This window comes from Candidatus Brocadiaceae bacterium (genome assembly GCA_012728835.1).
GTDB lineage: Bacteria > Planctomycetota > Brocadiia > SM23-32 > SM23-32 > JAAYEJ01.
Genome location: JAAYEJ010000064.1, coordinates 1 through 24819 on the forward strand (window position 1 = coordinate 1; position 24819 = coordinate 24819).

Annotated in this window: 21 protein-coding genes and 5 tRNA genes; 21 read left to right on the forward strand and 5 right to left on the reverse strand. The window is 68.2% G+C overall.

Annotated elements, in window-relative coordinates:
• Positions 1-221: 221 nt before the first annotated feature.
• Both GXY85_10210 and rpsT read left to right on the forward strand, forming a co-directional pair.
• Positions 222-1577 carry a tetratricopeptide repeat protein gene (locus GXY85_10210; GenBank protein ID NLW51196.1) on the forward strand — a complete coding sequence of 452 codons (1356 nt, stop codon included), beginning with the start codon at positions 222-224 and terminating at the stop codon, positions 1575-1577.
• 33 nt (positions 1578-1610) lie between these two features.
• Positions 1611-1889 carry a 30S ribosomal protein S20 gene (gene rpsT, locus GXY85_10215; GenBank protein ID NLW51197.1) on the forward strand — a complete coding sequence of 93 codons (279 nt, stop codon included), beginning with the start codon at positions 1611-1613 and terminating at the stop codon, positions 1887-1889.
• A gap of 13 nt (positions 1890-1902) precedes the next feature.
• Here the strand turns inward: rpsT and GXY85_10220 are convergent, their stop codons facing one another.
• On the reverse strand, positions 1903-2856 hold the full coding sequence (locus tag GXY85_10220) for a hypothetical protein (protein NLW51198.1): 954 nt from the start codon (positions 2854-2856) through the stop codon (positions 1903-1905).
• Between the two features lie 143 nt (positions 2857-2999).
• On the opposite strand from GXY85_10220, the gene GXY85_10225 reads away from it, so the two are divergent.
• The 19 genes from GXY85_10225 to GXY85_10315 all read left to right on the forward strand — a co-directional run bounded on the left by GXY85_10225 (position 3000) and on the right by GXY85_10315 (position 21634).
• Positions 3000-3074 (forward strand) — tRNA-Thr (locus GXY85_10225).
• A 55-nt stretch (positions 3075-3129) separates the two neighbouring features.
• Positions 3130-3214: transfer RNA gene (locus GXY85_10230), tRNA-Tyr, on the forward strand.
• A 9-nt stretch (positions 3215-3223) separates the two neighbouring features.
• A tRNA-Gly gene (locus GXY85_10235) sits at positions 3224-3298 on the forward strand.
• A gap of 169 nt (positions 3299-3467) precedes the next feature.
• Positions 3468-3542, forward strand: a tRNA-Thr gene (locus GXY85_10240).
• A gap of 177 nt (positions 3543-3719) precedes the next feature.
• Positions 3720-4913 carry an elongation factor Tu gene (tuf, locus tag GXY85_10245; GenBank protein ID NLW51199.1) on the forward strand — a complete coding sequence of 398 codons (1194 nt, stop codon included), beginning with the start codon at positions 3720-3722 and terminating at the stop codon, positions 4911-4913.
• 13 nt (positions 4914-4926) lie between these two features.
• Positions 4927-5076: a 50S ribosomal protein L33 gene (gene rpmG / locus GXY85_10250; protein NLW51200.1), complete on the forward strand. Its 150-nt coding sequence runs from the start codon at positions 4927-4929 to the stop codon at positions 5074-5076.
• 68 nt (positions 5077-5144) lie between these two features.
• Positions 5145-5220, forward strand: a tRNA-Trp gene (locus tag GXY85_10255).
• A gap of 73 nt (positions 5221-5293) precedes the next feature.
• A complete protein-coding gene (gene secE / locus GXY85_10260) occupies positions 5294-5734 on the forward strand; it encodes a preprotein translocase subunit SecE (GenBank protein ID NLW51201.1) in 441 nt (146 codons plus the stop codon).
• Positions 5735-5762: 28 nt separating this feature from the next.
• A complete protein-coding gene (nusG, locus tag GXY85_10265) occupies positions 5763-6347 on the forward strand; it encodes a transcription termination/antitermination factor NusG (protein ID NLW51202.1) in 585 nt (194 codons plus the stop codon).
• 45 nt (positions 6348-6392) lie between these two features.
• Positions 6393-6827: a 50S ribosomal protein L11 gene (gene rplK, locus GXY85_10270; protein NLW51203.1), complete on the forward strand. Its 435-nt coding sequence runs from the start codon at positions 6393-6395 to the stop codon at positions 6825-6827.
• 42 nt (positions 6828-6869) lie between these two features.
• Positions 6870-7574 (forward strand): 50S ribosomal protein L1, encoded by a 705-nt coding sequence (locus GXY85_10275; GenBank protein ID NLW51204.1) that lies wholly within the window; start codon positions 6870-6872, stop codon positions 7572-7574.
• A 3-nt stretch (positions 7575-7577) separates the two neighbouring features.
• Entirely contained in the window at positions 7578-8123 is a 546-nt protein-coding gene (locus GXY85_10280) for a 50S ribosomal protein L10 (protein ID NLW51205.1), read from the forward strand.
• Between the two features lie 63 nt (positions 8124-8186).
• Positions 8187-8615 (forward strand): 50S ribosomal protein L7/L12, encoded by a 429-nt coding sequence (gene rplL, locus GXY85_10285; protein ID NLW51206.1) that lies wholly within the window; start codon positions 8187-8189, stop codon positions 8613-8615.
• A 115-nt stretch (positions 8616-8730) separates the two neighbouring features.
• Positions 8731-12396 (forward strand): DNA-directed RNA polymerase subunit beta, encoded by a 3666-nt coding sequence (gene rpoB, locus GXY85_10290; protein ID NLW51207.1) that lies wholly within the window; start codon positions 8731-8733, stop codon positions 12394-12396.
• 120 nt (positions 12397-12516) lie between these two features.
• Positions 12517-16617 (forward strand): DNA-directed RNA polymerase subunit beta', encoded by a 4101-nt coding sequence (rpoC, locus tag GXY85_10295; GenBank protein NLW51208.1) that lies wholly within the window; start codon positions 12517-12519, stop codon positions 16615-16617.
• Between the two features lie 47 nt (positions 16618-16664).
• Positions 16665-17036: a 30S ribosomal protein S12 gene (locus tag GXY85_10300; protein ID NLW51209.1), complete on the forward strand. Its 372-nt coding sequence runs from the start codon at positions 16665-16667 to the stop codon at positions 17034-17036.
• Positions 17037-17075: 39 nt separating this feature from the next.
• Positions 17076-17555: a 30S ribosomal protein S7 gene (gene rpsG, locus GXY85_10305; protein NLW51210.1), complete on the forward strand. Its 480-nt coding sequence runs from the start codon at positions 17076-17078 to the stop codon at positions 17553-17555.
• 108 nt (positions 17556-17663) lie between these two features.
• Positions 17664-19739, forward strand: coding sequence for an elongation factor G (fusA, locus tag GXY85_10310; GenBank protein ID NLW51211.1), 2076 nt, complete (start codon positions 17664-17666; stop codon positions 19737-19739).
• A 50-nt stretch (positions 19740-19789) separates the two neighbouring features.
• A complete protein-coding gene (locus tag GXY85_10315) occupies positions 19790-21634 on the forward strand; it encodes a DUF4445 domain-containing protein (protein NLW51212.1) in 1845 nt (614 codons plus the stop codon).
• 47 nt (positions 21635-21681) lie between these two features.
• Here GXY85_10315 and frr read toward each other — a convergent pair whose 3' ends face one another.
• The 4 genes from frr to rpsB all read right to left on the reverse strand — a co-directional run bounded on the left by frr (position 21682) and on the right by rpsB (position 24581).
• Positions 21682-22242 (reverse strand): ribosome recycling factor, encoded by a 561-nt coding sequence (gene frr / locus GXY85_10320; GenBank protein NLW51213.1) that lies wholly within the window; start codon positions 22240-22242, stop codon positions 21682-21684.
• Between the two features lie 4 nt (positions 22243-22246).
• Positions 22247-22966 carry a uridine monophosphate kinase gene (locus tag GXY85_10325; GenBank protein ID NLW51214.1) on the reverse strand — a complete coding sequence of 240 codons (720 nt, stop codon included), beginning with the start codon at positions 22964-22966 and terminating at the stop codon, positions 22247-22249.
• A gap of 44 nt (positions 22967-23010) precedes the next feature.
• Positions 23011-23604, reverse strand: a complete 594-nt coding sequence (gene tsf, locus GXY85_10330; protein NLW51215.1) for a translation elongation factor Ts — start codon at positions 23602-23604, stop codon at positions 23011-23013.
• Between the two features lie 98 nt (positions 23605-23702).
• Positions 23703-24581: a 30S ribosomal protein S2 gene (gene rpsB / locus GXY85_10335; protein NLW51216.1), complete on the reverse strand. Its 879-nt coding sequence runs from the start codon at positions 24579-24581 to the stop codon at positions 23703-23705.
• Positions 24582-24819: the final 238 nt, after the last annotated feature.

Sequence of the window (24819 nt, forward strand, 5' to 3'; positions counted from 1 at the left end):
GACGTCCAGCGCCGGACCACCCCTGGCGCCAAGGCTACCAGAACATGCCCGCGCATTTATAGCTGCGGCAACAACCGGACATTTCTATCTGCCGTGTATAGCGGACATTTCTATCTGCGGTTGACACACAGCGCCGGCGGCGCTTGACAGGACGCCGGGGTTGGGCTAAGTTATAAAGCCTTGCCGTTTGCTGGGAAACGCCAGCCGCGAGGGGATTGCCCATGGCCGTCGAAGATCTCTACACCAAGGCGTGTGACGCAGTCGAGCGGGCCAACTACGACTACGCGGTCGAGCTGTTCCGCGAAGTGCTGCGCCATACCCCGGATTACCCCAATGCGCGCATGGCATTGCGGGGCACCGAGAGGCGGAGGATCCAGGAGAAGGGCCGTTCGGTCGGCGCGTTGCTGACCGGCCCGCTGCGGGCCGCCGTCACGGCGCTGAAGGGCGCCGCCGCCAAGGCGCCGAAGAGGATCGAGATCTTCGAGGACTACCTGGAGACGAACCCCAACTCCTTCTGGGCCCTGAGCCGCGTCGCGGCGGCCGCCGTCAAAGCGGGCCACAAAGAGGAGGGCGTTAACCTCTACCGCGACGCGCTGAAGGTCAAGCCCACCGACAAGGCCGCGCTGCGCGCCGTCGGCGACGTTCTGATCGACATGGGCCAGCACCAGGAGGCGCTGAAATACCTGAACCGCCTTGCCGGGCTGGACCCGAAGGACAGGGACCTGCAGAGGGAAGTGCGCGATCTGTCCGCCACCCAGCACATGGTCTCGCACGACATGGAGAGCGCCGAGAGCTTCCGCGACATGATCCGCGACAAGACCATGGCCGAGCAGCTCGAGGCGAAGGGCCGCATGGCCGTGACCATGGACGACCTGCGCCGCAGCATCGAGGAGGCCGAACGCGAACTGGCCGAGCACCCCACCAACGTCCCCCGCATCCTGGGGCTCGCCCAGAAGTACCTGGACACCGGGCAACTGCCGAAGGCCCAGGCGTTCCTGCGCGAGAAGCACAAGGCGCTGCCCGACAACTACGAGGTCCGCGAGAAGCTCGGCGACGCGCAACTGCTGGCCCATGAGGCCACCGTGCGAGCGGCCCAGGAGGCCGCCCGGGCCAACCCGGCCGACGAGGCCGCCGGGCAGAAGGCGCGGGACCTGCAGCAGCGCCTGCGGGCGTTCAGGATCAAGGAATACAACTGGCGCCTCAGCCAGCACCCGACGGACCGGCACATCCAGTTGATGCTGGGCCGTGCATACTTCGACGACGGGAAGTATAATGAGGCGATCGCCGCCTGCCAGATCGCCGCGCAGGACGCACGCTTCGAGCTGGAGAGCTTCAAGATCCTCGGCCAGGCGTTCCTGCACAAGAAGCAGTTTGACCTTGCCCTGGAGCAGTTCGGCCGGGCCATCGCCAGCCACGGCGAGATGGACGACGAGGGCAAGGACCTCTACTACTGCCAGGCGGAGGCGTTGGAAGCGATGGGCAACCGAGAGGAGGCCCTGAAGGTCTATAAGCGTATCTACAGCCAGGACATCAACTTCCGGGACGTCGCCGCGAAGGTGGACGCGCTCAGCGCCTGACGCGCAGCGGCCCCGGCCCCAAGGGAGAACCCCATGCCTCACCGTGCCTCAGCCAAGAAGAGACTGCGTCAGGATCAGAAGCGGCGCTTCCGCAACAAGAGCGTGAAGAGCCGCCTGCGCACCGAAGAGAACAAGCTGAACCGCATGGTCGAACGCGGTGACGTCGAGGCGGCCGCCGTGCAGAGCCGGCTGCTGACGAAGCTCCTGCAGCAGGCGGCCGCCGGCGGCGTGGTCCACGCCAACCGCGTTGCCCGCAAGCAGGGGCAGATCGACCGTTGCCTGGACACCCTCGCGAAGCCCCGGGCATCCTGACCGCCCGCGCGGCCTACTCGAACAACCGGGCCTGGTCCGGGCGGGGAGGGGGGCGGTACTCCGCCGCCAGGCGGGCCAGTTCCTGCGCGGTGGGCATGCACGCCAGGTCCAGCGCGCACGCCCCCAGGCGCACCAGCTTCCGAACCGCGCGTGCGTGCTCGTCCCGGCGGCCGCCGGCCGCGATGAACAGCGGCCGGCCCATCCGCAGCGCCCAGCGGCTGGTGTGCCACGTCCCCCCCACGTCGCGCGGCTCGAAGGCCACGACGGCCTCGCTGAGGGCCACGATCGTGCGGTTGCGGATCAGTGCCTGAGGCGTGCGCCAGCGCGATTGGGGCGGGAACTGCCCCAGGCAGAACCAGCCCGCCCGCGCCAGTTCCCAGGCCGCCAGCCCCCGGCGCCGGAACCGGGCCAGCCCTGCGGCCGGCACGGCGAGCGTGCCGCCCGCCCGTGCCGCCGCAGTGTGGGCGGCCATGTCGATGCCGTCGGCGCCTCCGCTGACGACCGCGATCCCATCCTCTGCCAGGCTGCAGGCCAGGGCTCGGGCGGCGGCGACGGCCGCCGGCGACGGCCGCCGCGACCCCACGACGGCGACGCGCCGCCGCCGCAGCAGGGCCGGGTCCCCCGTGGTGAACAGCACGGGCGGGGCGTGCGGACCCAGGAAGCGCGCCAGGTCGGGGGGGTAGCCGGGGTCGCCGGTCAGGACCACGCGGACGCCCAGGGGCTCCATGCGCTGGAGCAGGGCGCGGCCCGTGCCGAGCGGGTCTTCGGCGGCCGCCAGCGCGGCGGCGGCGGGCGCCGTGAGGGCCAGCTCGCGCCGGAGTCGATCGGCCGGCCAGGCGGCGACGCAGTGGAGGGGTGCGCCGAGCTGCCGGGCGGCCCGCTTCAGGCGGGCGACGGTCGCCGGCCCCACCCCGTCGACCGCACACAGGCCGATCATGCACAGGCGTTCGGGCGTGTCGCTGGCCAATGTCTGAGCCTCCGGTGCGGGTATAGACTACACGTGCGACGGGCGGAATGCAAGCGGCGGGGCGCGGCGCCGGGCCGGCGGTGCACGGGGTCTCGGACGGGCACTTGAAACGGGCGGGGCGGTCGTATATAACCGGGGGGAGCGCTAGTGTAGCTCAACGGCAGAGCAGCGGTTTTGTAAACCGCAGGTTAGGGGTTCAAGTCCCCTCACTAGCTCCACCGTCGGATACGTGTCGGCCGGGCCCGCGGGGCACGGCGGCCACAGAGGCGCGATGGGCAGGTTCCCGAGCGGCCAAAGGGGACAGACTGTAAATCTGTTGGCGATGCCTTCGGAGGTTCGAATCCTCCCCTGCCCACCAGAACGGGACGCGGGCGTAGCTCAACGGCAGAGCGCCGGCCTTCCAAGCCGGCCGTTGTGGGTTCGAGTCCCATCGCCCGCTCCACCATCCGAACGTGGCGTTTCTTCTTGACTTGTTCGAGTGCGCGTGCTAAGATTTCTGCATTCGATGGTGTGTACGGCGTGCGTCGTCGCAAGGGGTGGTTACCCTGTCTTCCGGGCCAGTCCCGCCATTGTGATGAACTGACCGCGCGGCCGTAGTGTTGCGTACCCAAGCTGCTGTAGCTCAGTGGTAGAGCGCGTCCTTGGTAAGGACGAGGTCATGGGTTCAAGCCCCATCAGCAGCTCCATCCGCCCGTATCTGACGGCGGTTCTCCGAACGGCGTCGGACCGTCGGACTTTGAGGAGCTGAACGTGCAGCAGGACGCCGGGGGGCCGCGTCGGGTTGCCTCAGAATCGGCCGAGACGGACTCGTTTTCGTGCAGACCGTGAGAGAAGACGACACTTACCGGAGGTAGAACTGGACAATGGCCAAGGAGATCTTCAAGCGAACGAAGCCCCACGTCAACGTCGGGACCATCGGCCACGTTGACCACGGGAAGACCACCCTGACCTCGGCGATCACGCAGTATCTGAGCAAGAGGGGGCTGGCCGAATCCCGCAGCTTCGACAGCATCGACAACGCTCCGGAAGAGCGCGAGCGCGGCATCACCATCCAGACGCAGCACGTCGAGTACCAGACCGAGAACCGCCACTACGCCCATGTCGACTGCCCCGGGCACCGTGACTACATCAAGAACATGATCACGGGCGCCGCGCAGATGGACGGCGCGATCCTGGTGGTCAGCGCCGCCGACGGCCCGATGCCCCAGACCAAGGAGCACGTGCTGCTGGCGCGCCAGGTGAATGTGCCCGCCATCGTCGTTTTCCTCAACAAGGTGGACCAGCTTGACGACCCCGAGCTGCTGGAGCTGGTCGAGCTGGAAGTGCGCGACATCCTCAACGCCTACCAGTTCCCGGGCGACGACATCCCGTTCGTGGCCGGCTCGGCCCTGAAGGCCATGGAACAGCCGGACGACGAAGAGGCCACGCGCTGCATCAGCGAGCTGATGAAGGCCCTGGACGAGTACGTCCCGGAGCCGGTCCGGCCGGTCGACCAGCCGTTCCTGATGCCCGTCGAGGACGTCTTCAGCATCAAGGGGCGCGGCACGGTGGGCACGGGGCGCATCGAGCGCGGCGTGGTTCGCGTGGGCGACGACGTCGAGATCGTCGGCCTGACCAGCGAGGTGCGCAAGACGGTTGTCACCGGCGTCGAGATGTTCCGCAAGACCCTCGATTCGGGCCAGGCGGGCGACAACGTCGGCGTGCTCCTGCGCGGCGTCGAGAAGGACGAACTCTCGCGCGGCGAGGTGCTGGCCAAGCCCGGCTCGATCACGCCGCACACGAAGTTCGAGGCGAACGTCTACGTGCTGACGGCCGAGGAAGGCGGGCGCCACAAGCCCTTCTTCCCGGGCTACCGCCCGCAGTTCTACTTCCGGACGACCGACGTGACCGGCAGCATCTCCCTGCCGGAAGGCGTGGACATGGTCATCCCCGGCGACAACGTGACGCTCGAGGTGGAGCTGATCACGCCGATCGCCATGGAAGAGCAGCTCCGGTTCGCCATCCGCGAGGGCGGCAACACGGTCGGGGCGGGCGTTGTGACCAAGGTCCTCCAGTAGCGGGTTCCGGCCGATGCGCGAACACGTGACCATGGAATGCACCGAGTGCCACCGCGAGAACTACCGGACGTCGAACGAGACCCGCGGCGGCAAGCGGCTGGAGTTGAAGAAACACTGCCCCCAGTGCCGACGGCACACGGTCCATCGGCAGAAGCGCAAGTAGAAGAACCCTGCGCGTGCCCCCCGGGCGTCTCCCTCGGGGCACGCGTGCCGACCTGTGAGGCTCAGTGCAGGCCAGTAGCTCAATTGGTAGAGCACCGGTTTCCAAAACCGGCGGTTGGGGGTTCGAGTCCCTTCTGGCCTGCCAGCCGGCATTGGGGCCGGCGCACGCCGTGCGGATGCGACAGCGCTCAACATACCTTCATGTGGTGACCTGAGGCTTGGCTGCCTACCGACCCGAACAGGGAGTCTACGCGCGGTTTGTTGCCGGCGCAGCGGCGCTGCTGCTGGCCTTGTTCGCCAGCGTGCGCGTCTACCAGGAGCTGTACGAAGCCGAGTCGACGGTGGCCCTGTTCGGCGCCGATGTGCCCGTCTCGGCCGTGTGGGCGTCCGTGCTGTTCATCATCCTGGCCGCCCTCACGTTCGTGTTCACCTACGGGGTACACACGGGGTTCAAGGCCCTGGACAGGACGAGCCGTGCCCTGATCGACCTGCTCATCGACACCCAGATGGAGCTGAGCAAGGTCTCATGGCCGGGCTCCGACGTGCTGATTCGATCCACGTCTGCGGTGCTCATCTCGATCGTCCTGCTGGGTGTGTTCCTGGTGGGCGTGGACTCGCTGGTGGCCAGCGCCCTCCGTTTTCTGGGCGTGCTGCCTTGACCTCCCGGAGCGGCGAGGGACCCGATCTATGACCGACACGGCACATGAGCCGGAGAATGCGGCCGCCGAAGCGCGATGGTTCGTTCTGCGCGTGCAGAGCAACCGTGAGGAGAGCGTGCGCGTCAACCTCGGCAAGCTGCTCGAGCTGGAGAAGGTCCGCGACCGCGTCCCCCAGATCCTCGTGCCGACCGAGGCCATTACCGAGGTGCGGGGGGGCAAGCGCCACGTCGTCCAGCGCAAGCTCTACCCGGGCTACGTGATCGTGCAGGTCGTCGTGGACGAGCAGGGGACCATCCCGCAGGACCTGTGGCAGTTGATCCGCGAGACCGGCGGGGTCGGCGACTTCATCGGGGCCGAGAAGCCCTGGCCGATGTCGGACGGCGAGGTGGCCCGGATCCTCGGGCAGACCGAGGAGGTCCAGGAAGAGGCCCCGAAGCTGAAGATCGACCTGAAAGAGGGGCAGATGATCCAGATCAAGGAGGGCCCCTTCAAGAGCGTCGAGGGATACGTCGAAGAGGTGAACCCTGCCAGCGGGAAGGTCAAGGTCGTCATCAACATCTTCAACCGGGCAACACCGGTCGAACTGGAATACTGGCAGGTGCAGGTGCTGTGAGCGGCCCTCTGAGGGCCTGCGGCAACCCTACGGGAAGAACGTCCAATGGCAAAGAAGAAGCAGCCGACCGCCGTGGTGAAGGTGCTGGTGACCGGAGGGCAGGCGAACCCCGCTCCGCCTCTCGGCCCTACCCTCAGCCAGCACCGCGTGAGCATTTCGGAGTTCATCAGCAAGTTCAACGAACGCACCCGCGACCAGATGGGCGTGCCGCTGCCGGCGATCGTCTATGTCTACCGGGACGGGTCGTTCGATTTCGAGGTCAAGACGCCGCCGGCGTCCTATCTGATCAAGCGCGCCGCCGGGGTCGTTCAGGGATCCGGCGCCGCGGGGCGCACCTCGGCCGGGACCATCACGCGCAGCGCGTTGCGGCAGATCGCCGAGCAGAAGATGACGGACCTGAACACCGACGACGTGGAGGCCGCCATGCACGTCATCGAGGGGACCGCCCGGAGCTGCGGCGTCCAGGTCGTAGACGACTGAGCCGGCGGCCCGCCATACACCATATCGCCAGGAACGAACGCCATGCCGCGCACGAGTCGCAGATACAGGGAATCGCAGACGCACGTCGAGAGCGGCCGCCTCTACACGCTCACGGACGCGCTGGCCGCGCTGAAGACCATGGCGCCGGCGCGGTTCGACGAGACCGTGGAGTGCGCCGTGAAGCTGGGCATTGACCCGCGCCACAGCGACCAGCAGGTTCGAGGCAGCTTCAGCCTGCCGCACGGCACCGGCAAGACGCGCGTGGTGGCCGTCTTCGCAGAAGGCGAACGGGCCGAGGCCGCCCGGGCCGCCGGGGCCGACGTGGTCGGCTCCGACGACCTGATCGAGAAGGTCCAGGGCGGGTTCACCGACTTCGACGTGGCGCTGGCCAGCCCGGACATGATGGGGCGCATCGGTCGGCTGGGCCGCGTGCTCGGCCCCCGCGGCCTGATGCCTTCGCCCAAGGCCGGCACGGTCCGCGAGGACGTCGGCGAGGCCGTCAAGGAGTTCAAGGGCGGGCGCATCGAGTTCCGAAACGACGCGACCGGGAACATCCACGTGCCGGTCGGCAAGGTGTCCTTCTCCGTCGAGGCGTTGGCGGAGAACGTCCGCGCCGTGCTGGACCAGCTCGTGAGGTCCAAGCCGCCGGCGGCCAAAGGCCGGTACATTCAGAAGGTCTACGTCAGCTCGACCATGAACCCCGCGCTGCAGGTCGAGGCGGGTTCGTCAGCACCGGGAGCAAACTGAGAGATGCCCCAGCAAGTCAAGGAACTGATGCTCAAGGAACTGACCGAGGAGTTCCGCGACATTCGGCGCACGGGGTGCGTCGTCGTGGGCTACCACGGCATGAAGGCCGACGAAAGCCGCCTGGTCCGTCAGGAAGCGCGGCGTCAGGGCAGCCGGATGATGGTGGTGAAGAACTCGCTGTTCGCCCGGGCGGCCAGCGATCTGGGTGCCTGCGGCCTGAGCAGCCTGCTGGACGGCCCCACCGCCGTCGTGCAGGGCCCCAGCGCGGTGGAGGCCGCGCGAGCCGCCCAGGCGATGGCCAGGGCCTGTGCTGCGCTGGAGGTGAGGGGCGTCTACGTCGACGGCCAGGTGCTGGGCCCCGAGGGCGTTCGCAAGCTGGCCGACATACCCAACCGCGAGACGCTTCTGAGCATGTTCGCCGGCGCCCTGATGGCGCCGCTGCGTCGGCTGGCCGGCGGCCTGCTGGACAGGCCCCGGGCGCTCCTGAACGTGCTGGAGCAGATGAAGGACCGCAAGGCCGGAGGAAGTGCGGATTCGCAGCGGGAGTGACCCCGCGCACTTGTCAACAGGGATCATTTAGAGACTCTCGCAGTACACAGGAGGCCCTGGAGCATGTCGGATGCAACGGAAGCGACCGCCACTGCGGAATGCCCCGCAAAGGTGCAGGAAGTGCTGGACAGGATCAGCGAGTTCACGCTGCTGGAGCTCTCCGAGCTTGTGAGCGCGTTTGAGAAGCGGTTCGGCATCACCGCCGCCGCCCCGGTGGCCATGGCCGCCATGGCCCCGGGTGCCGCCGCGGCGGAGGCCGAGGAAGACGCCGAGCCCTCGTCGTTCAAGGTCGTCCTGAAGGGCTTCGGCGACAACAAGATCCAGGTCATCAAGGCCGTTCGCGCCGTCACCAATCTGATGCTGAAGGAAGCGAAGGCTGTGGTCGAGGAAGTGCCCTCCACCCTGAAGGAAGGCCTGTCCAAGGAGGAAGCCGAGAAGTGCGTTGCCTCGCTGGTCGAGGCCGGTGCTGAGGCGGAGATTCAGCCCGAGTAGCGGCAGGGGGGGGCGGGGCGGGTGATCTCGCCCCGCTCGCCCACAGAAGGCGGACCGTCCGCGCACGACGGGCGGGCGGCCGTTCTACAGGCGATCAGGGGAGCGAAAGGTGAACATGGACATCCGCAACTTCTCCAAGGTCGGGGCGGTCATGGACGTGCCTGACCTGACCAGCATCCAGAGGGATTCCTACAGGGAATTCCTGCAGCTGGATGTGCCGCCGGATCGCCGCGAGGATGTCGGCCTGCAGCACATACTGGGCGAGGTGTTCCCGATCGTGAACGAGGCGAAGCGCATCCGCCTCGACCTCGTCAACTACCGCCTGGGCAAGCCGCGCTACATGCCCGAGCAGTGCCTGCAACTGCGGCTCACCTATGGCCGGCCCTTCTACGTGCGCGTGCGCCTCACCAAGGAAGACGAAGTCATCGAGGAAGACGTCTACCTGGGCGAGATGCCCATCATGCTCGGCGGCGGCGAGTTCATCATCAACGGGGCCGAGCGGGTCATCGTCACTCAGCTTCACCGTTCGCCCGGGTGCGACTTCTCCCGCGAGATCGTCGGCGACCGTTCCCTCCATGCCTGCCGCATCATCCCCCAGCGGGGAAGCTGGCTGGAGATGGAGGTCAACCGGCGGGATTCGCTGGCGTGCCAGCTCGACCAGAGCGGCAAGATCCCCGCCACCCTCGTGCTGCGGGCGCTGAGCCCGGACCGGGCCACCGACGAGGCGATCCTCGGCATCTTCTACCAGATCGAGACCGTCCGGTTCACCCAGGGGACCGCCGGGTCGAAGCTCAGGGACCGTGTCAGCGCCGGGGCCGTGACTGCTGCGGACGGCGAACTGACCCTCGTCGAGGCCGGCGAGCGGATCACCGAAGAAGCCGCCCAGCAACTGGCCCAGGCCGGCCGCAAGAGCCTGCGCGTGCTCCCGACCGGGTTCGATCCCCTGATCCTCAACACCCTGGCCGAAGACCGCAGCTACGACCACGAATCGGCCGTCAAGGAACTCTACGGCAAGCTCAGGCCCGGCACGCCGTTCACCTACGAGAAGGCGCGCCAGACCATCTGGGAGAAGTTCTTCGACCCGAATCGCTATCAGCTCGGCGCCGTCGGTCGGTTCCGCATGAACAGGAAGTTCAACGATGAGGTCCCCGTCGAGCAGCAGACCCTGCGCCCGGACGACATCGTCAACGCCATCCGCTACATGATGGCCCTCCGCGAGGGGCATGGGCACGCCGACGACATCGACCACCTGGGCAACCGGCGCGTGCGCACAATCGGCGAACTGGCCGCCGACCAGCTCCGCAAGGGCTTCCTGAAGATGCAGCGCACCGTGCAGGACCGCATCAACCTGAAGGACCCCAAGGGGTTCACGCCCAGGAACCTGATCAACAGCAAGACGGTGAGCGCGGCGATCAACTTCTTCTTCGGCCGCAGCGAGCTGTCGCAGATCGTCGACCAGACCAACCCCCTGAGCCAGTTGACCAACGAACGCCGCCTGAGCGCCCTCGGACCGGGCGGGCTGAACCGGAAGCGGGCCGGCTTCGACGTGCGCGACGTTCACATCAGCCACTACGGGCGGATCTGCCCGATTGAGACCCCAGAAGGCACGAACATCGGCCTGATCACCTCCCTGGGGCTCTACGCCACGGTCGACGAGTTCGGGTTCCTGGTCACCCCCTACCGCGTGGTCAGGGACGGGCAGCCGACCGACGAGATTCGTCTGCTGCGGGCCGATGAGGAGGAAGACGCCTACATCGCGCCGGCCGATGCCCGCCTGGAGGACCACAAGGGGACCGACACGGTCAAGGTGCGGCACCGGGGAGACCTGATCGAGACGCGCGCGCGCGACATCCAGTATGCCGACGTCTCTCCCCAGCAGATCGTGGGCGTCAGCGCCAGCCTGATCCCCTTCCTGGAGCACAGCGACGCGAACCGCGCCCTGATGGGGTCGAACATGCAGCGCCAGGCCGTGCCGCTTCTGCGGTGCGAGCCGCCCCTGGTGGCGACCGGCGCGGAGAAGCCCGTCGCCGCCAACTCCGGCATGGTCGTCGTGGCCGAGGCCCCGGGCACGGTGACCTTTGCGGACAGCACGCGGGTCGTGGTCGACAGCAAAGCCTACCGGCTTCGCAAGTTCCGCGGGCTGAACCAGAAGACATGCCTGAACCAGCGGCCGGTCGTCCGGGTGGGGCAGAAGGTCAAGACGGGCGACGTGCTGGCCGACGGCGCCGCCACCAAGGGCGGCGAACTCGCCCTGGGCAGGAACGTCATGGTCGCCTTCATGCCCTGGGAGGGCTACAACTTCGAGGACGCGCTGCTGATCAGCGAGAGCCTGCTGGAAGACGACGCCTACACGTCGTTCCACATCGAGGTGTTCGAGGCGGAGATCCGCGAGACCAAGCTGGGCAAGGAGGAGTTCACCCGGGACATCCCCAACGTGTCCGACCAGCAGCTCCGCAACCTCGACGCCTCGGGCATCATCCTGGAGGGCACGTGGGTCGCCCCGGGCGACATCCTGGTCGGCAAGGTCGCGCCCAAGAGCCGCAGCGAACTGACGCCGGAGGAGAAGCTGCTCTACGCCATCTTCGGCAAGGCCGGCGAGGACGTCAAGAACGACTCGCTCGTCGTGCCTCCCGGCGCGGACGGCGTCGTGGTCGAGACGCAGAAGTTCAGCCGCCGGTCCTACCTGAGCGAGCAGGAGCAGGAGGAGGTCAACGAGAGGTCCGACGCGATCAACGCCGAGTACGGCCGCAAGATCGCGGCCCTGTTCGCCGAGGCGACCGCGGCGATGGAGCGGGAGATCGGCCGGTCCCTGGTCGATACCCGCAGCGGGCGGGCCTTCGAAGTGACCCAGACGATGGACTGGGAGGAGGTGCTCGAACTGGAGGAGCAGTTCGAGCCCGGCGTGATGGAGTTCGAAGGCGCGCGGGACAGCGCGCGGATCGCGAGGATCTACGAGCCCTACGCCGACCAGATCGAGGAACTGAAGGCGGAGCGCGACGGCCAGTTGGTCGAGTTCATCAGCGGCGACGAACTGCCCAGCGGCGTGCTCGAGATGGTGAAGGTCTACATCGCCACCAAGCGGAAGCTCTCGGTCGGCGACAAGATGGCGGGGCGCCACGGCAACAAGGGCGTCATCGCCAAGATACTGCCCCGCGAGGACATGCCGTTCCTGGCCGACGGGACGCCGGTGGACGTGGTGCTGAACCCGCTGGGTGTGCCGAGCCGCATGAACGTCGGGCAGATACTGGAGACCCACCTCGGCTGGGCCGCCAGGGTGCTCGGGTTCCAGGCCGTCACGCCCGTCTTCGACGGCGCCTCCGAGGAGGAGATCCGGGCCTGCCTGCGCGAGGCCGGGCTGCCCGAAGACGGCAAGACGGTGCTCTACGACGGCCGCACCGGGGAGCCGTTCCATCAGAGGGTCACCGTCGGGCACATGTACATCATGAAGCTCGGACACCTGGTGGACGACAAGGTCCATGCGCGGGCCACCGGGCCCTACAGCCTCATCACGCAGCAACCGCTCGGCGGGAAGGCGCGCAGCGGCGGCCAGAGGTTCGGAGAGATGGAGGTCTGGGCCCTGGAAGCGTACGGCGCCGCGCACATCCTGCAGGAGCTGCTCACGGTCAAGAGCGACGACATCGAGGGCCGCACGAAGATCTACGAGTCCATGGTCAAGGGCGAGAACGTGCTCGAGGCCGGTGTCCCCGTCGCCTTCGAGGTGCTGTGCAACGAGATCAAGGGGCTGTGCCTGAACATCCGCCTGGAGAAGGAAGGCATATAGCGCGGCGACCTTCGGGGCGGCGCGCGTCGCCCCGAAGACGCTGCGAGACGCATGGCGGCGCGGCGCGCCCGCCGCCGCACGGAGTCGGATTTCCCGGTGTCTTACCGGAGGCAATCGGACATGCTGGACGGCAGCTATGATCGGATCAACGAGTACAAGGCGGTGAAGATATCGCTCGCTTCGCCCGCCGACGTGCGGAGCTGGTCCTACGGCGAGGTCAGCGAGCCGGAGACGATCAACTACAGGACCTACCGCCCGGAGCGCGACGGCTTGTTCTGCGAGCGCATCTTCGGGCCGGATCGGGACTGGGAGTGCAGCTGCGGCAAGTACCGCGGCATGAAGCACAAGGGCATCGTCTGCGACCGCTGCGGCGTCAAGGTCACTCACAGCCGCGTGCGCCGTTACCGCATGGGCCATATCACCCTGGCCGCGCCCGTGGTGCACATCTGGTTCTTCAAGAGCATGCCGTGCCGCCTCGGCAACCTGCTGGGCATCAAGAGCACCGACCTGCAGCGCATCATCTACTTCCAGAACTTCGCCGTCACCGACCCCGGCGATACCCCGCTCGAATACCAGCAACTGCTCACCGAAGAGGAATACCGCCAGGCCCAGCGCGAATACGGCGAGCGCGCCTTCACCGCCCTGATGGGCGCCGAAGCCGTCAAGTCGTTCCTGCGGGACCTGGACCTCGACCAGCTCTGCACCGAACTGCGCGCCGAGATGAAGACCTGTAGCTCCAAGCAGCGCTACAAGAAGATCGTCAAGCAACTGACCGAGGCCGAGGCGCTCAAGGACAGCGAGAACCGCCCCGAGTGGATGGTCCTGGACGTTATCCCCGTCATCCCGCCGGACCTGCGGCCCCTCGTGCTGCTGGACAGCGGCAACTTCGCCTCCAGCGACCTGAACGACCTCTATCGCCGCATCATCAACCGCAACAACCGTCTCAAGAAGCTCCTGGACCTGAACGCGCCCGACGTGATCATCCGCAATGAGAAACGCATGCTGCAGCAGGCCGTCGACGCCCTGTTCGACAACAGCCGCTGCAAACGCCCGGTCATGGGCAGCAGCAACCGCCCGCTGAAGTCCCTGACGGACATGATCAAGGGCAAGCAGGGGCGGTTCCGCGAGAACCTGCTCGGAAAGCGCGTCGACTACTCCGCCCGCAGCGTCATCGTCGTCGGTCCGGAACTCCGGCTCCATCAGTGCGGCCTGCCGAAGAAGATCGCCCTGGAACTCTACCAGCCCTTCATCATCCGCAAGCTGAAAGAGAAGGGCATCGCCGATACCCTCAAGAACGCGAAGAAGGAACTGGAGAGCAAGACCGACGAGGTCTGGGACGTGCTCGACGAGGTGATCGACCGGCATCCGGTGCTCCTGAACCGCGCCCCGACCCTGCACCGGATGGGCATCCAGGCGTTCGACCCCGTCCTGGTGGAAGGGAACGCCATCCGGCTGCACCCGCTGGTCTGTCGCGGCTTCAACGCCGACTTCGACGGCGACGCCATGGCCGTGCACCTGCCGCTGAGCATCGAGGCCCAGATCGAGGCCAAGACGCTCATGATGGCGCCGCACAACGTCTTCACGCCGCAGAGCGGCCGCCCGATCATCGGCCCGTCGCACGACATCGTCCTCGGCGCCTATTACCTCACCGTGGAGCCGCGCGAGGCGCAGCCCGTCGTGCACAGCTACAGCAACCTGGCCGAAGTCCACATGGCCCACGCGCAGAGGCGCATCGGCATCCACTCCCGCGTCCGGGTGCGGATGCGCAGTCTGACCGAGGTCGTCACCAAGGACGACGAGCCGCCGGCTGCGCCCCAGGGGCTTCTGGAGACGACCGTCGGGCGGATCATCTTCAACGACATCCTCCCGGAGGGCCTGCCGTTCTACAACTGCCCGCTGGCCAGCCGGGGTCTGAGTCGCGTCATCCACGACTGCTACCGGCGCCTGGGCCGTCAGCAGACGGTCGAGATGCTCGACGCCATCAAGGACCTGGGGTTCCACGCCGCCACCGAAGCGGGCATCTCCTTCGCGATGCAGGACCTGCGGCTGCCGCCGAACAAGGAGAAGATCCTCGCCGAGACCGAGAAGCTCGTCAAGAAGGTCAGCAACGCCTATCGCGAAGGGGCCATCACGGACGTGGAGCGCAGCCAGCGCGTCATCGACGAGTGGAACGCGGCCACCGATGCCGTGGCCAAGGAGATGTTCAGCGAACTGGCCTCGGACGAGCGAGACGGCCGGCCCTACCTGAACCCCGTCTACCTGATGATGGAGTCCGGCGCGCGCGGCAAGTCCCTGCAGGTCAGCCAGTTGGCCGGCATGCGCGGCCTGATGGCCAAGCCCAGCGGACAGATCATCGAGACCCCCATCAAGGCGAACTTCCGCGAGGGGCTCGACGTGCTGGAGTACTTCAGCTCCACGCACGGCGCCCGCAAGGGCCTGGCGGACACCGCCCTCAAGACGGCTGAGAGCGGCTACCTCACCCGCCGGCTGGCCGACGTCGCTCAGAACGTCATCGTCGCCGTCGAGGACTGCGGCACCACCAACGGCGTCACCAAGGGGCCCGTTGTGCGGGGCGACCGGATCGTCGTGCCGCTGCGCGACATCGTGACCGGCCGCGTCGCCCGCGACAACATCGTGGACCTGATCCGCGACGAGGTCATCGTTCGCGAAAACCAGGTGATCACCGAGGAGATCGCCCGTCGGATCGAGGAGCTGGACGAGCGCATGAAGATCCGCGTCCGCTCCCCGCTGACCTGCGAGGCCGAGAGCGGAGTCTGCGCCATGTGCTACGGCATGGACCTGGCACGCAAGACGCTGGCCGAGATCGGCCTGACCGTGGGCATCCTGGCCGCCCAGTCGATCGGCGAACCCGGCACGCAGCTGACCATGCAGACGTTCCACATCGGCGGCGTGGCCATCGGCGGCAGCCAGGAGAGCGAGATCGCCACCAAGCGCGGCGGCGCCGTCCGGTTCGAGAACCTGGAGGTCGTGCGCGACCCGGAAGGCCGCAACGTGTCGATCAGCCGCCATGGCGAGATCGTCATCGCGGACGACAAGGGACGCGAACTCGAGCGCCACAGCGTGCCGCTCGGGGCCGGGGTGCTCGTGGCCGAGGGCGAGGCCGTTCGCAAGGGGCAGACGCTCGTCGAGTGGGACCTGCACTTCACCCCCGTGCTGGCCGAGGTCAGCGGCAAGGTCCGCTACGAGGACATGGTCGACGGCAAGACCGTGCGCACCGAGCGTGACGAGACGCACGGCACGAGCCGGAAGGTCGTCATGGAGCACAAGGGGGACATGCACCCCCAGATCCTGATCGAAGGCCCCGACGGCAACATCCTGAGCCTGTACCCGCTGCCCGAGAAGGCCATCGTCGAGGTCGAAAACGGCCAGACGATCACCGCCGGCACCCGCCTGGCCAGGACGCTGCGCGAGGTGCAGCGCACGCAGGACATCACCGGCGGCCTGCCGCGGGTGACCGAGCTGTTCGAGGCCCGACGCCCGCGCGACCCGGCCGTTATCAGCGAGATCGACGGCATGGTGACCGACATCGAGCGCCGGCGCGGCCGCACCGCCATCCGCGTGGAAGACCCCGAGACGGGCTACCAGTCCGAGCACGTCGTACCCGCAGGCAAGCACCTGCGCGTCAACCGCGCCGACCGGATCACCGCCGGCCAGGCGCTCGTCGACGGCCCACTGGTGCTCGACGACATCCTGAGGATCAGCGGCGAAGAGGCCCTGCACAACTACATGCTGCAGGAGATCCAGAACGTCTACCGCACACAGGACGCCACGATCGATGACAAGCACTTCGAGGTGATCATCTCCCAGATGACCAGGCGGGTGCGCGTGACCGACCCCGGCGACACCTACTTCCTGCCGGACCAACTCGTCGACAAGTTCGAGTTCCGAAAAGCCAACGAACGCGTCATCGGCCAGAACGGCGAACCGGCCCAGGCCGAACCCGTCCTGCTGGGCATCACGAAGGCCGCGCTGTCCAGCGAGAGCTTCATCAGCGCCGCGTCGTTCCAGAATACGACGCGTGTGCTCACACAGGCCGCCCTGGCCGGCAAGGTCGACGTGCTGGCCGGACTGAAGGAGAACGTCATCCTGGGGCACCTGATCCCGAGCGGCACCGGGTTCCCCGCCTTCGCGTCCGCCGACGTGCGACGGCTGGCCCCGGCGGCGGCCCAGGAGCTTGAAGCGCCGACCGAGACCGGGTAGAATACACGTTCCGTCGAATCCGGAAGACCAACGAGCGAGATGCGTGCATGGCAACGATCAGTCAGCTGGTGAAGAGGGGCCGCAAGGCTCCGCAGAAGAAGACGCAGAGCCCCGACCTGATGAAGTGCCCCCAGAAGAGGGGCGTCTGCCTGTATGTCAGCACCCGCTCGCCCAAGAAGCCGAACTCGGCCCTCCGGAAGGTGGCCCGCGTGCGACTGAGCAACGGGCGCGAAGTTACGGCCTACATCCCGGGCGAATCCCACAACCTGCAGGAGCACAACATCGTGCTCGTTCGCGGCGGGCGCGTCCGTGACCTGCCGGGCGTTCGCTACCACATCGTGCGCGGCACGCTGGACGCCATGGGCGTTCCCGGCCGCCGGAGCAGCCGGTCCAAGTACGGCGTCAAGGCGGGCAGTTAGGCCGGCCGCGCGCCTTCGTCCACAGGAAACAACTGATCCATGACGCTGACCTACGACTTCCCCGATCCGCACCTCGAGCCGGACCCCCGCTTCAAGAGCAAGCTGGTGGGCAAGTTCATCAACTGCCTGATGCACCGGGGGAAGAAGAGCGTCGCCGAAGCCATCTTCTACCGGGCCATGGACGTCGTGGCGGAACGCACCGAACGCGAGAACGCGCTCGAAGTCTTCGAAACCGCCCTCGGCAACATCGCGCCCATCATCGAAGTGCGCTCCCGCCGCGTCGGCGGCATGACGTACCAGGTCCCGACCGAGGTGAGCGGAAAGCGCCGCGTCTCCCTGGCCATCCGCTGGATCCTGGAGGCGACGCGCAACAAGAAGGGGCGGCCCGTCTACCTGCGTCTGGCCGACGAATTGACCGACGCCTATCGCCGCCAGGGCACGGCCTACGAACGCCGGGAGAACACCCACAAGATGGCCGAAGCCAACCGCGCGTTCGCTCACTTCTCGAGGCGCCGCTGAGCGTCCCCGCACTGAGGAAGGCAGCCAGGCTGCTCCCATGCCCGGGAGGGGTCGGCTGCCTTCCGTGTTTTGCGGGCCCGGCGCCCTCCCATGCGACCGGATGAAGCGATGAACCTGGACAGACTGCGCAACATCGGCATCGCCGCCCACATCGACGCCGGCAAGACCACCGTCTCGGAACGGATCCTCTACTACGGCGGCCGCCTCCACCGCATGGGAAGCGTCGACGAGGGCACCGCCACCATGGACTGGAAGCCCCAGGAGCAGGAGCGCGGCATCACCATCGTCTCAGCCGCCACCTCGTGCTTCTGGACGCCGCGCCCCTACGACCCCCAGGCCCGCGAACAGCAGTACCAGATCAACGTCATCGACACGCCCGGGCACGTCGACTTCACCATGGAAGTCGAACGCTGCATGCGCGTCCTGGACGGCGTCGTCGTCGTGTTCTGCGCCGTCGGCGGCGTGCAGGCACAGAGCGAGACCGTCTGGCACCAGGCCGAGCGCTACCGCGTGCCGCGCATCTGCTTTGTGAACAAGATGGACCGTGCCGGCGGCGACTTCCTGCAGGTCGTCGACGAGATACGCACGCGCCTGGGCGGCCACCCCGTGCCCGTGCAAATGCCGCTCGGAGAAGGGGCCGACTTCGCCGGGGTGATCGACCTGATCGGCCGGCGCGCCATCCTGTTCAACGACGAGTCCCTCGGCGCGCGCTGCGAACTCCAACCCGTCCCTGAGGAACTCGCCGGCGAGGCCGAACACCGGCGCGCCCTGCTGGTCGAAGCGCTCTGCGAGAACGTGGACTGGCTGGGTGACAAGTTCCTGGCCGAAGAGCCCATCGAACCGGCCGACCTGATGCGTGCGGCCCGCCAGGCCTGCATCGCCGGAACCGTGCACCTGGTCTTCTGCGGTGCCGCACTGCGCAATCGCGGCATCCAGCCCCTCATGGACGCCGTCTGCGACTACCTTCCCGCGCCCGACGACGTGCCGGCCATCGCCGGCACCGAACCCGGCTCCGAGAAGCCTGCAGCCCGCCACGCCCGGCCGGACGAACCGCTCAGCGCCCTGGTCTTCAAGGTGCAGGCCGAGAAGCACGGCGACCTGTTCTACGCCCGCGTTTACAGCGGCACCCTGGCCGAGCGCTCACGCGTCTACAACGCCAACCAGGACAAGATGGAGCACGTGACTCACCTCTATCGCCTGCACGCGAACGCGCGCGAGCCGATCACCGAGGCCGGGCCGGGCGCCATCGTGGGCGTCACCGGGCTGCGATGCTCCGTTACCGGCGACACCCTCTGCGACCGGCGCCACCCCATCGTCTACGAGCGCATCGACGTGCCGGCCACCGTCATCTCCATGGCCATCGAACCCCGCAGCCAGGCGGAGAAGAAGAAGCTCGACGAGGCCCTCGACGCGCTCGCGCGCGAGGACCCCACCTTCCAGCGGGCCGTCGATGCGCAGACCGGCCAGTTGCTCGTCAGCGGCATGGGCGAACTGCATCTGGACATCATCCGGGACCGGCTGCTGCGGGAGTTCAACGTGGACGCGCGCGTGGGCGAGCCGCGCGTGTCCTACCGCGAGAGCCTGAAGGAGCCCGTGACCGTCGACGAGACGTTCCAGAAGGAACTCGAGGGGCGCGGGCAGTTCGCGCGCGTCGTCATCCGGTTCGAGCCGTCCCCGACGGCGGGGGTCGTGGAGTTCCACAACGAGGTGCCCAAGGAAGCCCTGGCCCCCCACCTGGCCCGCGCCGTGCAGCGGACGCTGATGCAGAGCCCGTCGGGAATCCTGTACGGTTTCCCGCTCATCCACGTGCGGGCCACGCTGCAGGAGGCGACCGTGCATCCGGTCGATTCCACGGAACTGGCCTTCGAAGCGGCCGCCACCCTGGCTCAGCGCCGGGCGCTGGAGAGGGGCGGGTGCGAACTCTACGAGCCGTTCATGCGCCTGGAGATCGTGATCCCGGAGGACGACATCGGCGAGGTCATCGGCTACGTCAACGGCTGTCGGGGCGCGATTCAGGAAGTCATCGCACGCGACTCCCTGCAGGTCCTGCGCGCGGTGGCCCCCCTGGCCTCCCTGTTCGGCTTCGCCACCCGGCTGCGGTCCCTCACCCAGGGCCGCGGAACCTACAGCATGGAGCCGCTCGAGTACAGGCCCGCGCCGCCCGGCACGCTTGACTTCGTCTGACAGCGGGAGTATCGTCCGGCGTTCCGTCCCCTTGTCCAGCGAGACGCCCCATGTCCAGACAAACGGTGCGCGTGACGTTCCAGCCGGAAGGCCGGGCAGTCTTCGTGCTCGCCGGCACCACGTTGGTCGAGGCCGCCGGTCAGGCGGGCATCGTGCTGAGCCAGCCGTGCGGCGGTGAGGGAACCTGCGGGAAGTGCCGGGTGGAGGTGCTCGAGAACGCCCCCGAGCCCACCGACGCCGACCGACGGCATCTGAGCCCCTCCGAACTGGCCGCCGGATGGCGCCTGGCCTGCCAGCTCTCCGTCGGCGCCGACCTGGTCGTCAGCGTGCCGCAGGAGACGCGGTTCTTCGAGCAGATGATCCTGTCGGAGGGCGAGAGCTGCCAGTATCCTTTCCAGCCCAACCTGCGCAAGCAGCTCATCGACGTGCCGCCGGCCAGCATCGAGGACCAGCGGAGCGACCTGGACCGCCTCAAGGCCGCCATCGGCAACGGCGCCCTCAGGGCCGACCTGTCCCTGATCCGCGCCCTGCCCGGCCTCCTGCGCAGCGGCCCGCAGCCGCTCACGGCCGTCCTGGAAGGCGATGAGATCCAGTGGCTCGAACCCGGCGATACCACGGGTGGCCTCTGGGGCATCGCGTTCGACATCGGCACCACCAGCGTTGTCGGCACCCTGATGGACCTCACGGACGGCAGCTCGCGGTGCGTGGCGTCCCGCACGAACCCCCAGGTTCATTTCGGCGACGACGTCGTCACCCGCATCGGCTTCGCCGAGCGCACGCCGGACGGGCTGGACAGGCTGCGCAAGCGCCTGCTGACCGGCCTCAACGAGATCATCGAGGAGGTCTGCGACACCGCGCAGATCGAGCCGGAGGCCGTCTACGAGGTGGTCGCCGTGGGCAACACGACGATGAGCCACATCTTCCTCGGCATCGACCCCTCGCCCATCGCTCATGCTCCCTACGTGGCCGTCTGCCGCGGGGCCGTGGACCTGAAGGCTGTGGAGGCCGGCCTGGAGGTGAACGGCAACGCCAACCTCCACGTCCTGCCCAACATCGCCGGGTTCGTCGGCAGCGACACGGTCGCCGTGGTCCTCGCCTCCGGCATGGCCCTGCGGGACGAGCCGACGCTGGCGATCGACATCGGCACCAACGGCGAGGTCGTCGTCGGGAACCGGCGCCGGCTGATCGCCTGTTCGTGTGCCGCCGGGCCCGCCTTCGAAGGTGCCCGCATCCGCCACGGCATGCGGGCGACCGACGGCGCCGTCAGCAAGGTCGTCCTCAACGCCGGCATCGAGGTCGGCGTCATCGGCGGCGGGCGGGCGGCCGGCATCTGCGGGAGCGGCCTGGTCGATGCCGTTGCCGAGCTGCTCTCCGCCGGGGTGATCGACGAGACCGGGCGCATCGCCGACCCGCAGTCCGCCGCGCACCTGCCGGACCGCCTGCGCCGGGCCATCCTCGAGTTCGAGGGCCAGCCCGCCGTGGTCCTCGTCGAGGCGGCCGACAGCCGCACGGGGCAGCCCGTGTTGCTCACCCAGAAGGACGTGCGCGAGGTGCAGCTTGCCAAGGCCGCCGTGCACGCGGGCATCGAGGTCGTCTGCCGCGAGCTGGGGCTGGACCCCCGGGAGGTCCCCCGGGTGCTGATGGCGGGAGGCTTCGGCACCTTCATCCGCCGCTCGCAGGCCCAGAGAATCGGCCTGCTGCCGGCGGTGCCGACCGACCGGATCGAGTCCATCGGCAACGCGGCGGCCGCAGGGGCCAAGGTCGTGCTCGCCTGCACGAAGTGTCGGGCCGAGGCCGAACGGATCAGCCGGGAGACCGAGTATGTGGAATTGGCGGCGCGCCCCGACTTCCAGACCGCCTACATGGAGGCGATGACGTTCCCGCCGCGCGCCTGACCGACGCCCCTCGGGCAACCGGGACGCGTTGCGGCCTCAGCGGGCTCTCAGACCTCCATCAGGTCCTTGGCCTTCTTCTCCAGCAGGTCGTTGACCTGCCCCTCGTACTGGTTGGTCAGCTCCTGCACGTCGTCCCTGGCGCGGCGGCACTCGTCCTCGCTGATCGCCGAGTCCTTCTCGTCCTTGTCGAGCTGGCGGTTGGCGTCGCGCCGGATGTTGCGCACGGCCACGCGCGCCTCTTCGGCGAGCTGGCGGATGCGCGTCACCAGTTGCTCCCGGCGTTCCTGGCTCAGACCCGGCACGGACAGGCGCACCACCTTGCCGTCGTTCTGGGGGTTGATGCCGATGTCGCTGGTCTGGATGGCCTTCTCGATGGCGCCCAGGCACGAGGGATCGAACGGTTTGATGACGATCAACTGCGGGTCGGGGATGGCGATCTGGGCCAGTTGCCTGAGCGGAGTCGGCGAGCCGTAGTACTCGACCCGCACGCCCTCGACCAGGCCGCTGCTGGCGGTGCCCGTGCGGATCACCCGCAGGCCGTCGGCGAAGACCTGCACCGCCTTCTCCATGCGTTCCTCGGCGTCCAGCAGCACGTCGTCGATGGCCATCGCACTATCCTTCCATAAGGGTGCCGACGTCCTCGCCCGCCACGGCGCGGCGCAGGTTGCCCGGCCGGCCGTAGTTGAAGACGCGTACGGGCAGGCTGTGCTGAAGGCAGAGGCTGACCGCCGTCAGGTCCATGACCCCCAGACGCCGTCGAAGCACGTCCGCGCAGGAGATGCGTTCGATGCGCTCCGCACCGGGCGTCGTCTCCGGGTCGGCCGTGTAGACGCCGTCCACGCGCGTCGCCTTCAGCACCAGGCCGGCCCCGATCTCGATGGCGCGCAGCACGGCGGCCGTGTCGGTGCTGAACAGGGGGCAGCCGGTGCCGCCTGCGAGCAGGACGAGCCGGCCGGCGTCGAGGTCCGCGATGCAGCGTGCCGGCTCGAACGCCTCGGCGATGCGCGGCACGGGGAATGCCGAGTAGTGGACGACCGGCAGGCCCAGGTCTTCGAGCCGCTGCCGGAGCACCAGGGCGTTGATGACGGTGGCCATCATGCCCGCGTAGTCCGCCCGCAGCCGGCCGGCGCCCTCCGGGTAGAAGCTGGCCCCGCGCAGGACGTTGCCGCCTCCAAGGACGACGGCGATGCGGGTGCCGGTGGACCGCGCGTCGGCCACCTGGCCGGCGATGTAGGCGAGGGCCTGTTCGCCGAACGGCGTGCCCTGGGGCCCGGACAGCGCCCCGCCGCTCAGCTTCAGAAGGACGCGCTCTGGCTTGCCCCTGGACGGCATGTCTGGCCTCCGGCACAGGCAGTGGGCGGCCCCGGCCCGGGTCCCTACGCGGAGTCGCCGCCCAGCTCGAGCCGCACGAACCGGCGCACCTTGATGTTCTCGCCGAGCTTCGCGATGGCGTCGTTGACGATGTCTTCGACGCGGCGCGAGTCGTCCCGCACGTATTCCTGCTTGAGCAGGCAGACCTGCGAGTAGTAGGCTTCGAGCTTGCCTTCGACGATGCGCTCGCGAACCGGCTCCGGCTTGTCGGCGAACTGGCTGCGGTAGACGGCCCGTTCCGCCTCGAGCGCCTCCTGGGGGAGGTCTTCGGGGGCGACGACGAGGGGGCTCATCGCGGCGACCTGCATCGCCAGGTTGTTGGCCAGCTCGGCGAACTCCTCGTTGCGCGCCACGAAGTCGGTCTCGCAGCTCAGCTCCAGGAGCACGCCCAGCCGGCCCTTGTGGACGTAGGAGGCGATCAGGCCCTCACTGGTCTCCCGGCTGCCCTTCTTGGCGGCCTGGGCCAGGCCCTTCTCGCGGAGGAACTGGACCGCCTTCCCTTCGTCGCCGGCGGCCTGGACGAGGGCGCGCTTGCAGTCCATCATGCCCGCACCGGTCTTCTCGCGCAGTTCCCTGACCTGCTGCGCCGTGATCTCCATGGGGGTGCTCCGTGAATCAGTGGTCGAAACGAATCCGCCGCCGGCCCGCCGGCCGTGTCTCGCGCACGCAACGGGTCGGTCGGGCGGCGCCGGGTATGTTACACGCCGTCGGCGGCGGGGCCCTCGGCGTCCGGATCGCCTTCGGTCGAGGCTCCCTCGGGGGCCGCCGCAGCCGGCACGGACGGGCTGCCGGCGCCGTCCGCCGTCGGGGTTGCCGGCGCCGTCTCCGGCTCTGCGGGCGCCGCGGCCCTGGGCGCCTCCGGCTCCGCTTCGGCCTTCGGCGGAGTGCCGGCCCGTGGGGCGCTGCCGGCGACGATCGCCTCGGAGACCGTCTTCAGGAAGATCTCGACGGCCCCGTACGAATCGTCGTTCCCCGGCACCACGACGTCGAGCCAGTTCGGATCGCCGTCGGTGTCCGTCAGGGCCACGACCGGAATGGCCAGCTTGCGGGCCTCCTTGACGGCGATGTGCTCGCGCGCCGGGTCGATGACGACCAGCAGGCTCGGCAGCCGGTCCATGTTGCGCACACCGCCGAGGTTGCGCAGGATCTTCCGCTTCTCACGCCGGAGCGACGAGAGCATCTTCTTGCCGTACAGCTCGATCTGGCCGGTCTCCTCGAGTTCCTCGAGTTCGGCCAGCCGATCCAGCCGCTGGCGGATGGTGACGAAGTTGGTCAGGAGCCCGCCGGGCCAGCGCTCCGCCACGTACGGCATGCCGCAGTGCTGGGCCTCGCGCTGGATCACCTCGGCCGCCTGCTTCTTCGTGCCGACGAAGAGCACGTACTGCCGCCGTGCGGCCACGGCCTGGGCGACCTTCCGGGCCGTCAGCAGCCCGCGCAGCGTTGCCCGCAGGTCGATGATGTGGATCAGGTTGCGCCGCTTGAAGATGTACGGCGCCATCTTCGGGTTCCAGCGGCTCGTCCGATGGCCGAAGTGAAACCCCGCCTTGATCAGGCTCTGAATACTGACTGGCTCCAAGGTCGTCTCCCGTCACTGGGGCATATGCCGTGGCAGTCTACCTGACCGGCCGTCTCCCCCGGCGAAGCACAGCGCCGGCATATTGGGTACGCATTGCGCCCCGCTGCAGGGAAGCGGCTGAATGCACGGATGGCGAGCAAACGCCGAAAACACGACTCACACAGTATACCGGACGCCCCCTCAGACTGTCAAGCTGGAGGACGCGTTGCCGGACTCTCCACGTCTGTGGGGGGGGGCG

Excerpts from the sequence above, each read along its gene's own strand:
- GXY85_10210 (NLW51196.1), top strand. The coding sequence starts at position 222 with ATGGCCGTCGAAGATCTCTACACCAAGGCGTGTGACGCAGTCGAGCGG.
- rpsT (NLW51197.1), top strand. The coding sequence starts at position 1,611 with ATGCCTCACCGTGCCTCAGCCAAGAAGAGACTGCGTCAGGATCAGAAG.
- tuf (NLW51199.1), top strand. The coding sequence starts at position 3,720 with ATGGCCAAGGAGATCTTCAAGCGAACGAAGCCCCACGTCAACGTCGGG.
- rpmG (NLW51200.1), top strand. The coding sequence starts at position 4,927 with ATGCGCGAACACGTGACCATGGAATGCACCGAGTGCCACCGCGAGAAC.
- nusG (NLW51202.1), top strand. The coding sequence starts at position 5,763 with ATGACCGACACGGCACATGAGCCGGAGAATGCGGCCGCCGAAGCGCGA.
- rplK (NLW51203.1), top strand. The coding sequence starts at position 6,393 with ATGGCAAAGAAGAAGCAGCCGACCGCCGTGGTGAAGGTGCTGGTGACC.
- GXY85_10275 (NLW51204.1), top strand. The coding sequence starts at position 6,870 with ATGCCGCGCACGAGTCGCAGATACAGGGAATCGCAGACGCACGTCGAG.
- GXY85_10280 (NLW51205.1), top strand. The coding sequence starts at position 7,578 with ATGCCCCAGCAAGTCAAGGAACTGATGCTCAAGGAACTGACCGAGGAG.
- rplL (NLW51206.1), top strand. The coding sequence starts at position 8,187 with ATGTCGGATGCAACGGAAGCGACCGCCACTGCGGAATGCCCCGCAAAG.
- rpoB (NLW51207.1), top strand. The coding sequence starts at position 8,731 with ATGGACATCCGCAACTTCTCCAAGGTCGGGGCGGTCATGGACGTGCCT.
- rpoC (NLW51208.1), top strand. The coding sequence starts at position 12,517 with ATGCTGGACGGCAGCTATGATCGGATCAACGAGTACAAGGCGGTGAAG.
- GXY85_10300 (NLW51209.1), top strand. The coding sequence starts at position 16,665 with ATGGCAACGATCAGTCAGCTGGTGAAGAGGGGCCGCAAGGCTCCGCAG.
- rpsG (NLW51210.1), top strand. The coding sequence starts at position 17,076 with ATGACGCTGACCTACGACTTCCCCGATCCGCACCTCGAGCCGGACCCC.
- fusA (NLW51211.1), top strand. The coding sequence starts at position 17,664 with ATGAACCTGGACAGACTGCGCAACATCGGCATCGCCGCCCACATCGAC.
- GXY85_10315 (NLW51212.1), top strand. The coding sequence starts at position 19,790 with ATGTCCAGACAAACGGTGCGCGTGACGTTCCAGCCGGAAGGCCGGGCA.
- frr (NLW51213.1), bottom strand. The coding sequence starts at position 22,242 with ATGGCCATCGACGACGTGCTGCTGGACGCCGAGGAACGCATGGAGAAG.
- GXY85_10325 (NLW51214.1), bottom strand. The coding sequence starts at position 22,966 with ATGCCGTCCAGGGGCAAGCCAGAGCGCGTCCTTCTGAAGCTGAGCGGC.
- tsf (NLW51215.1), bottom strand. The coding sequence starts at position 23,604 with ATGGAGATCACGGCGCAGCAGGTCAGGGAACTGCGCGAGAAGACCGGT.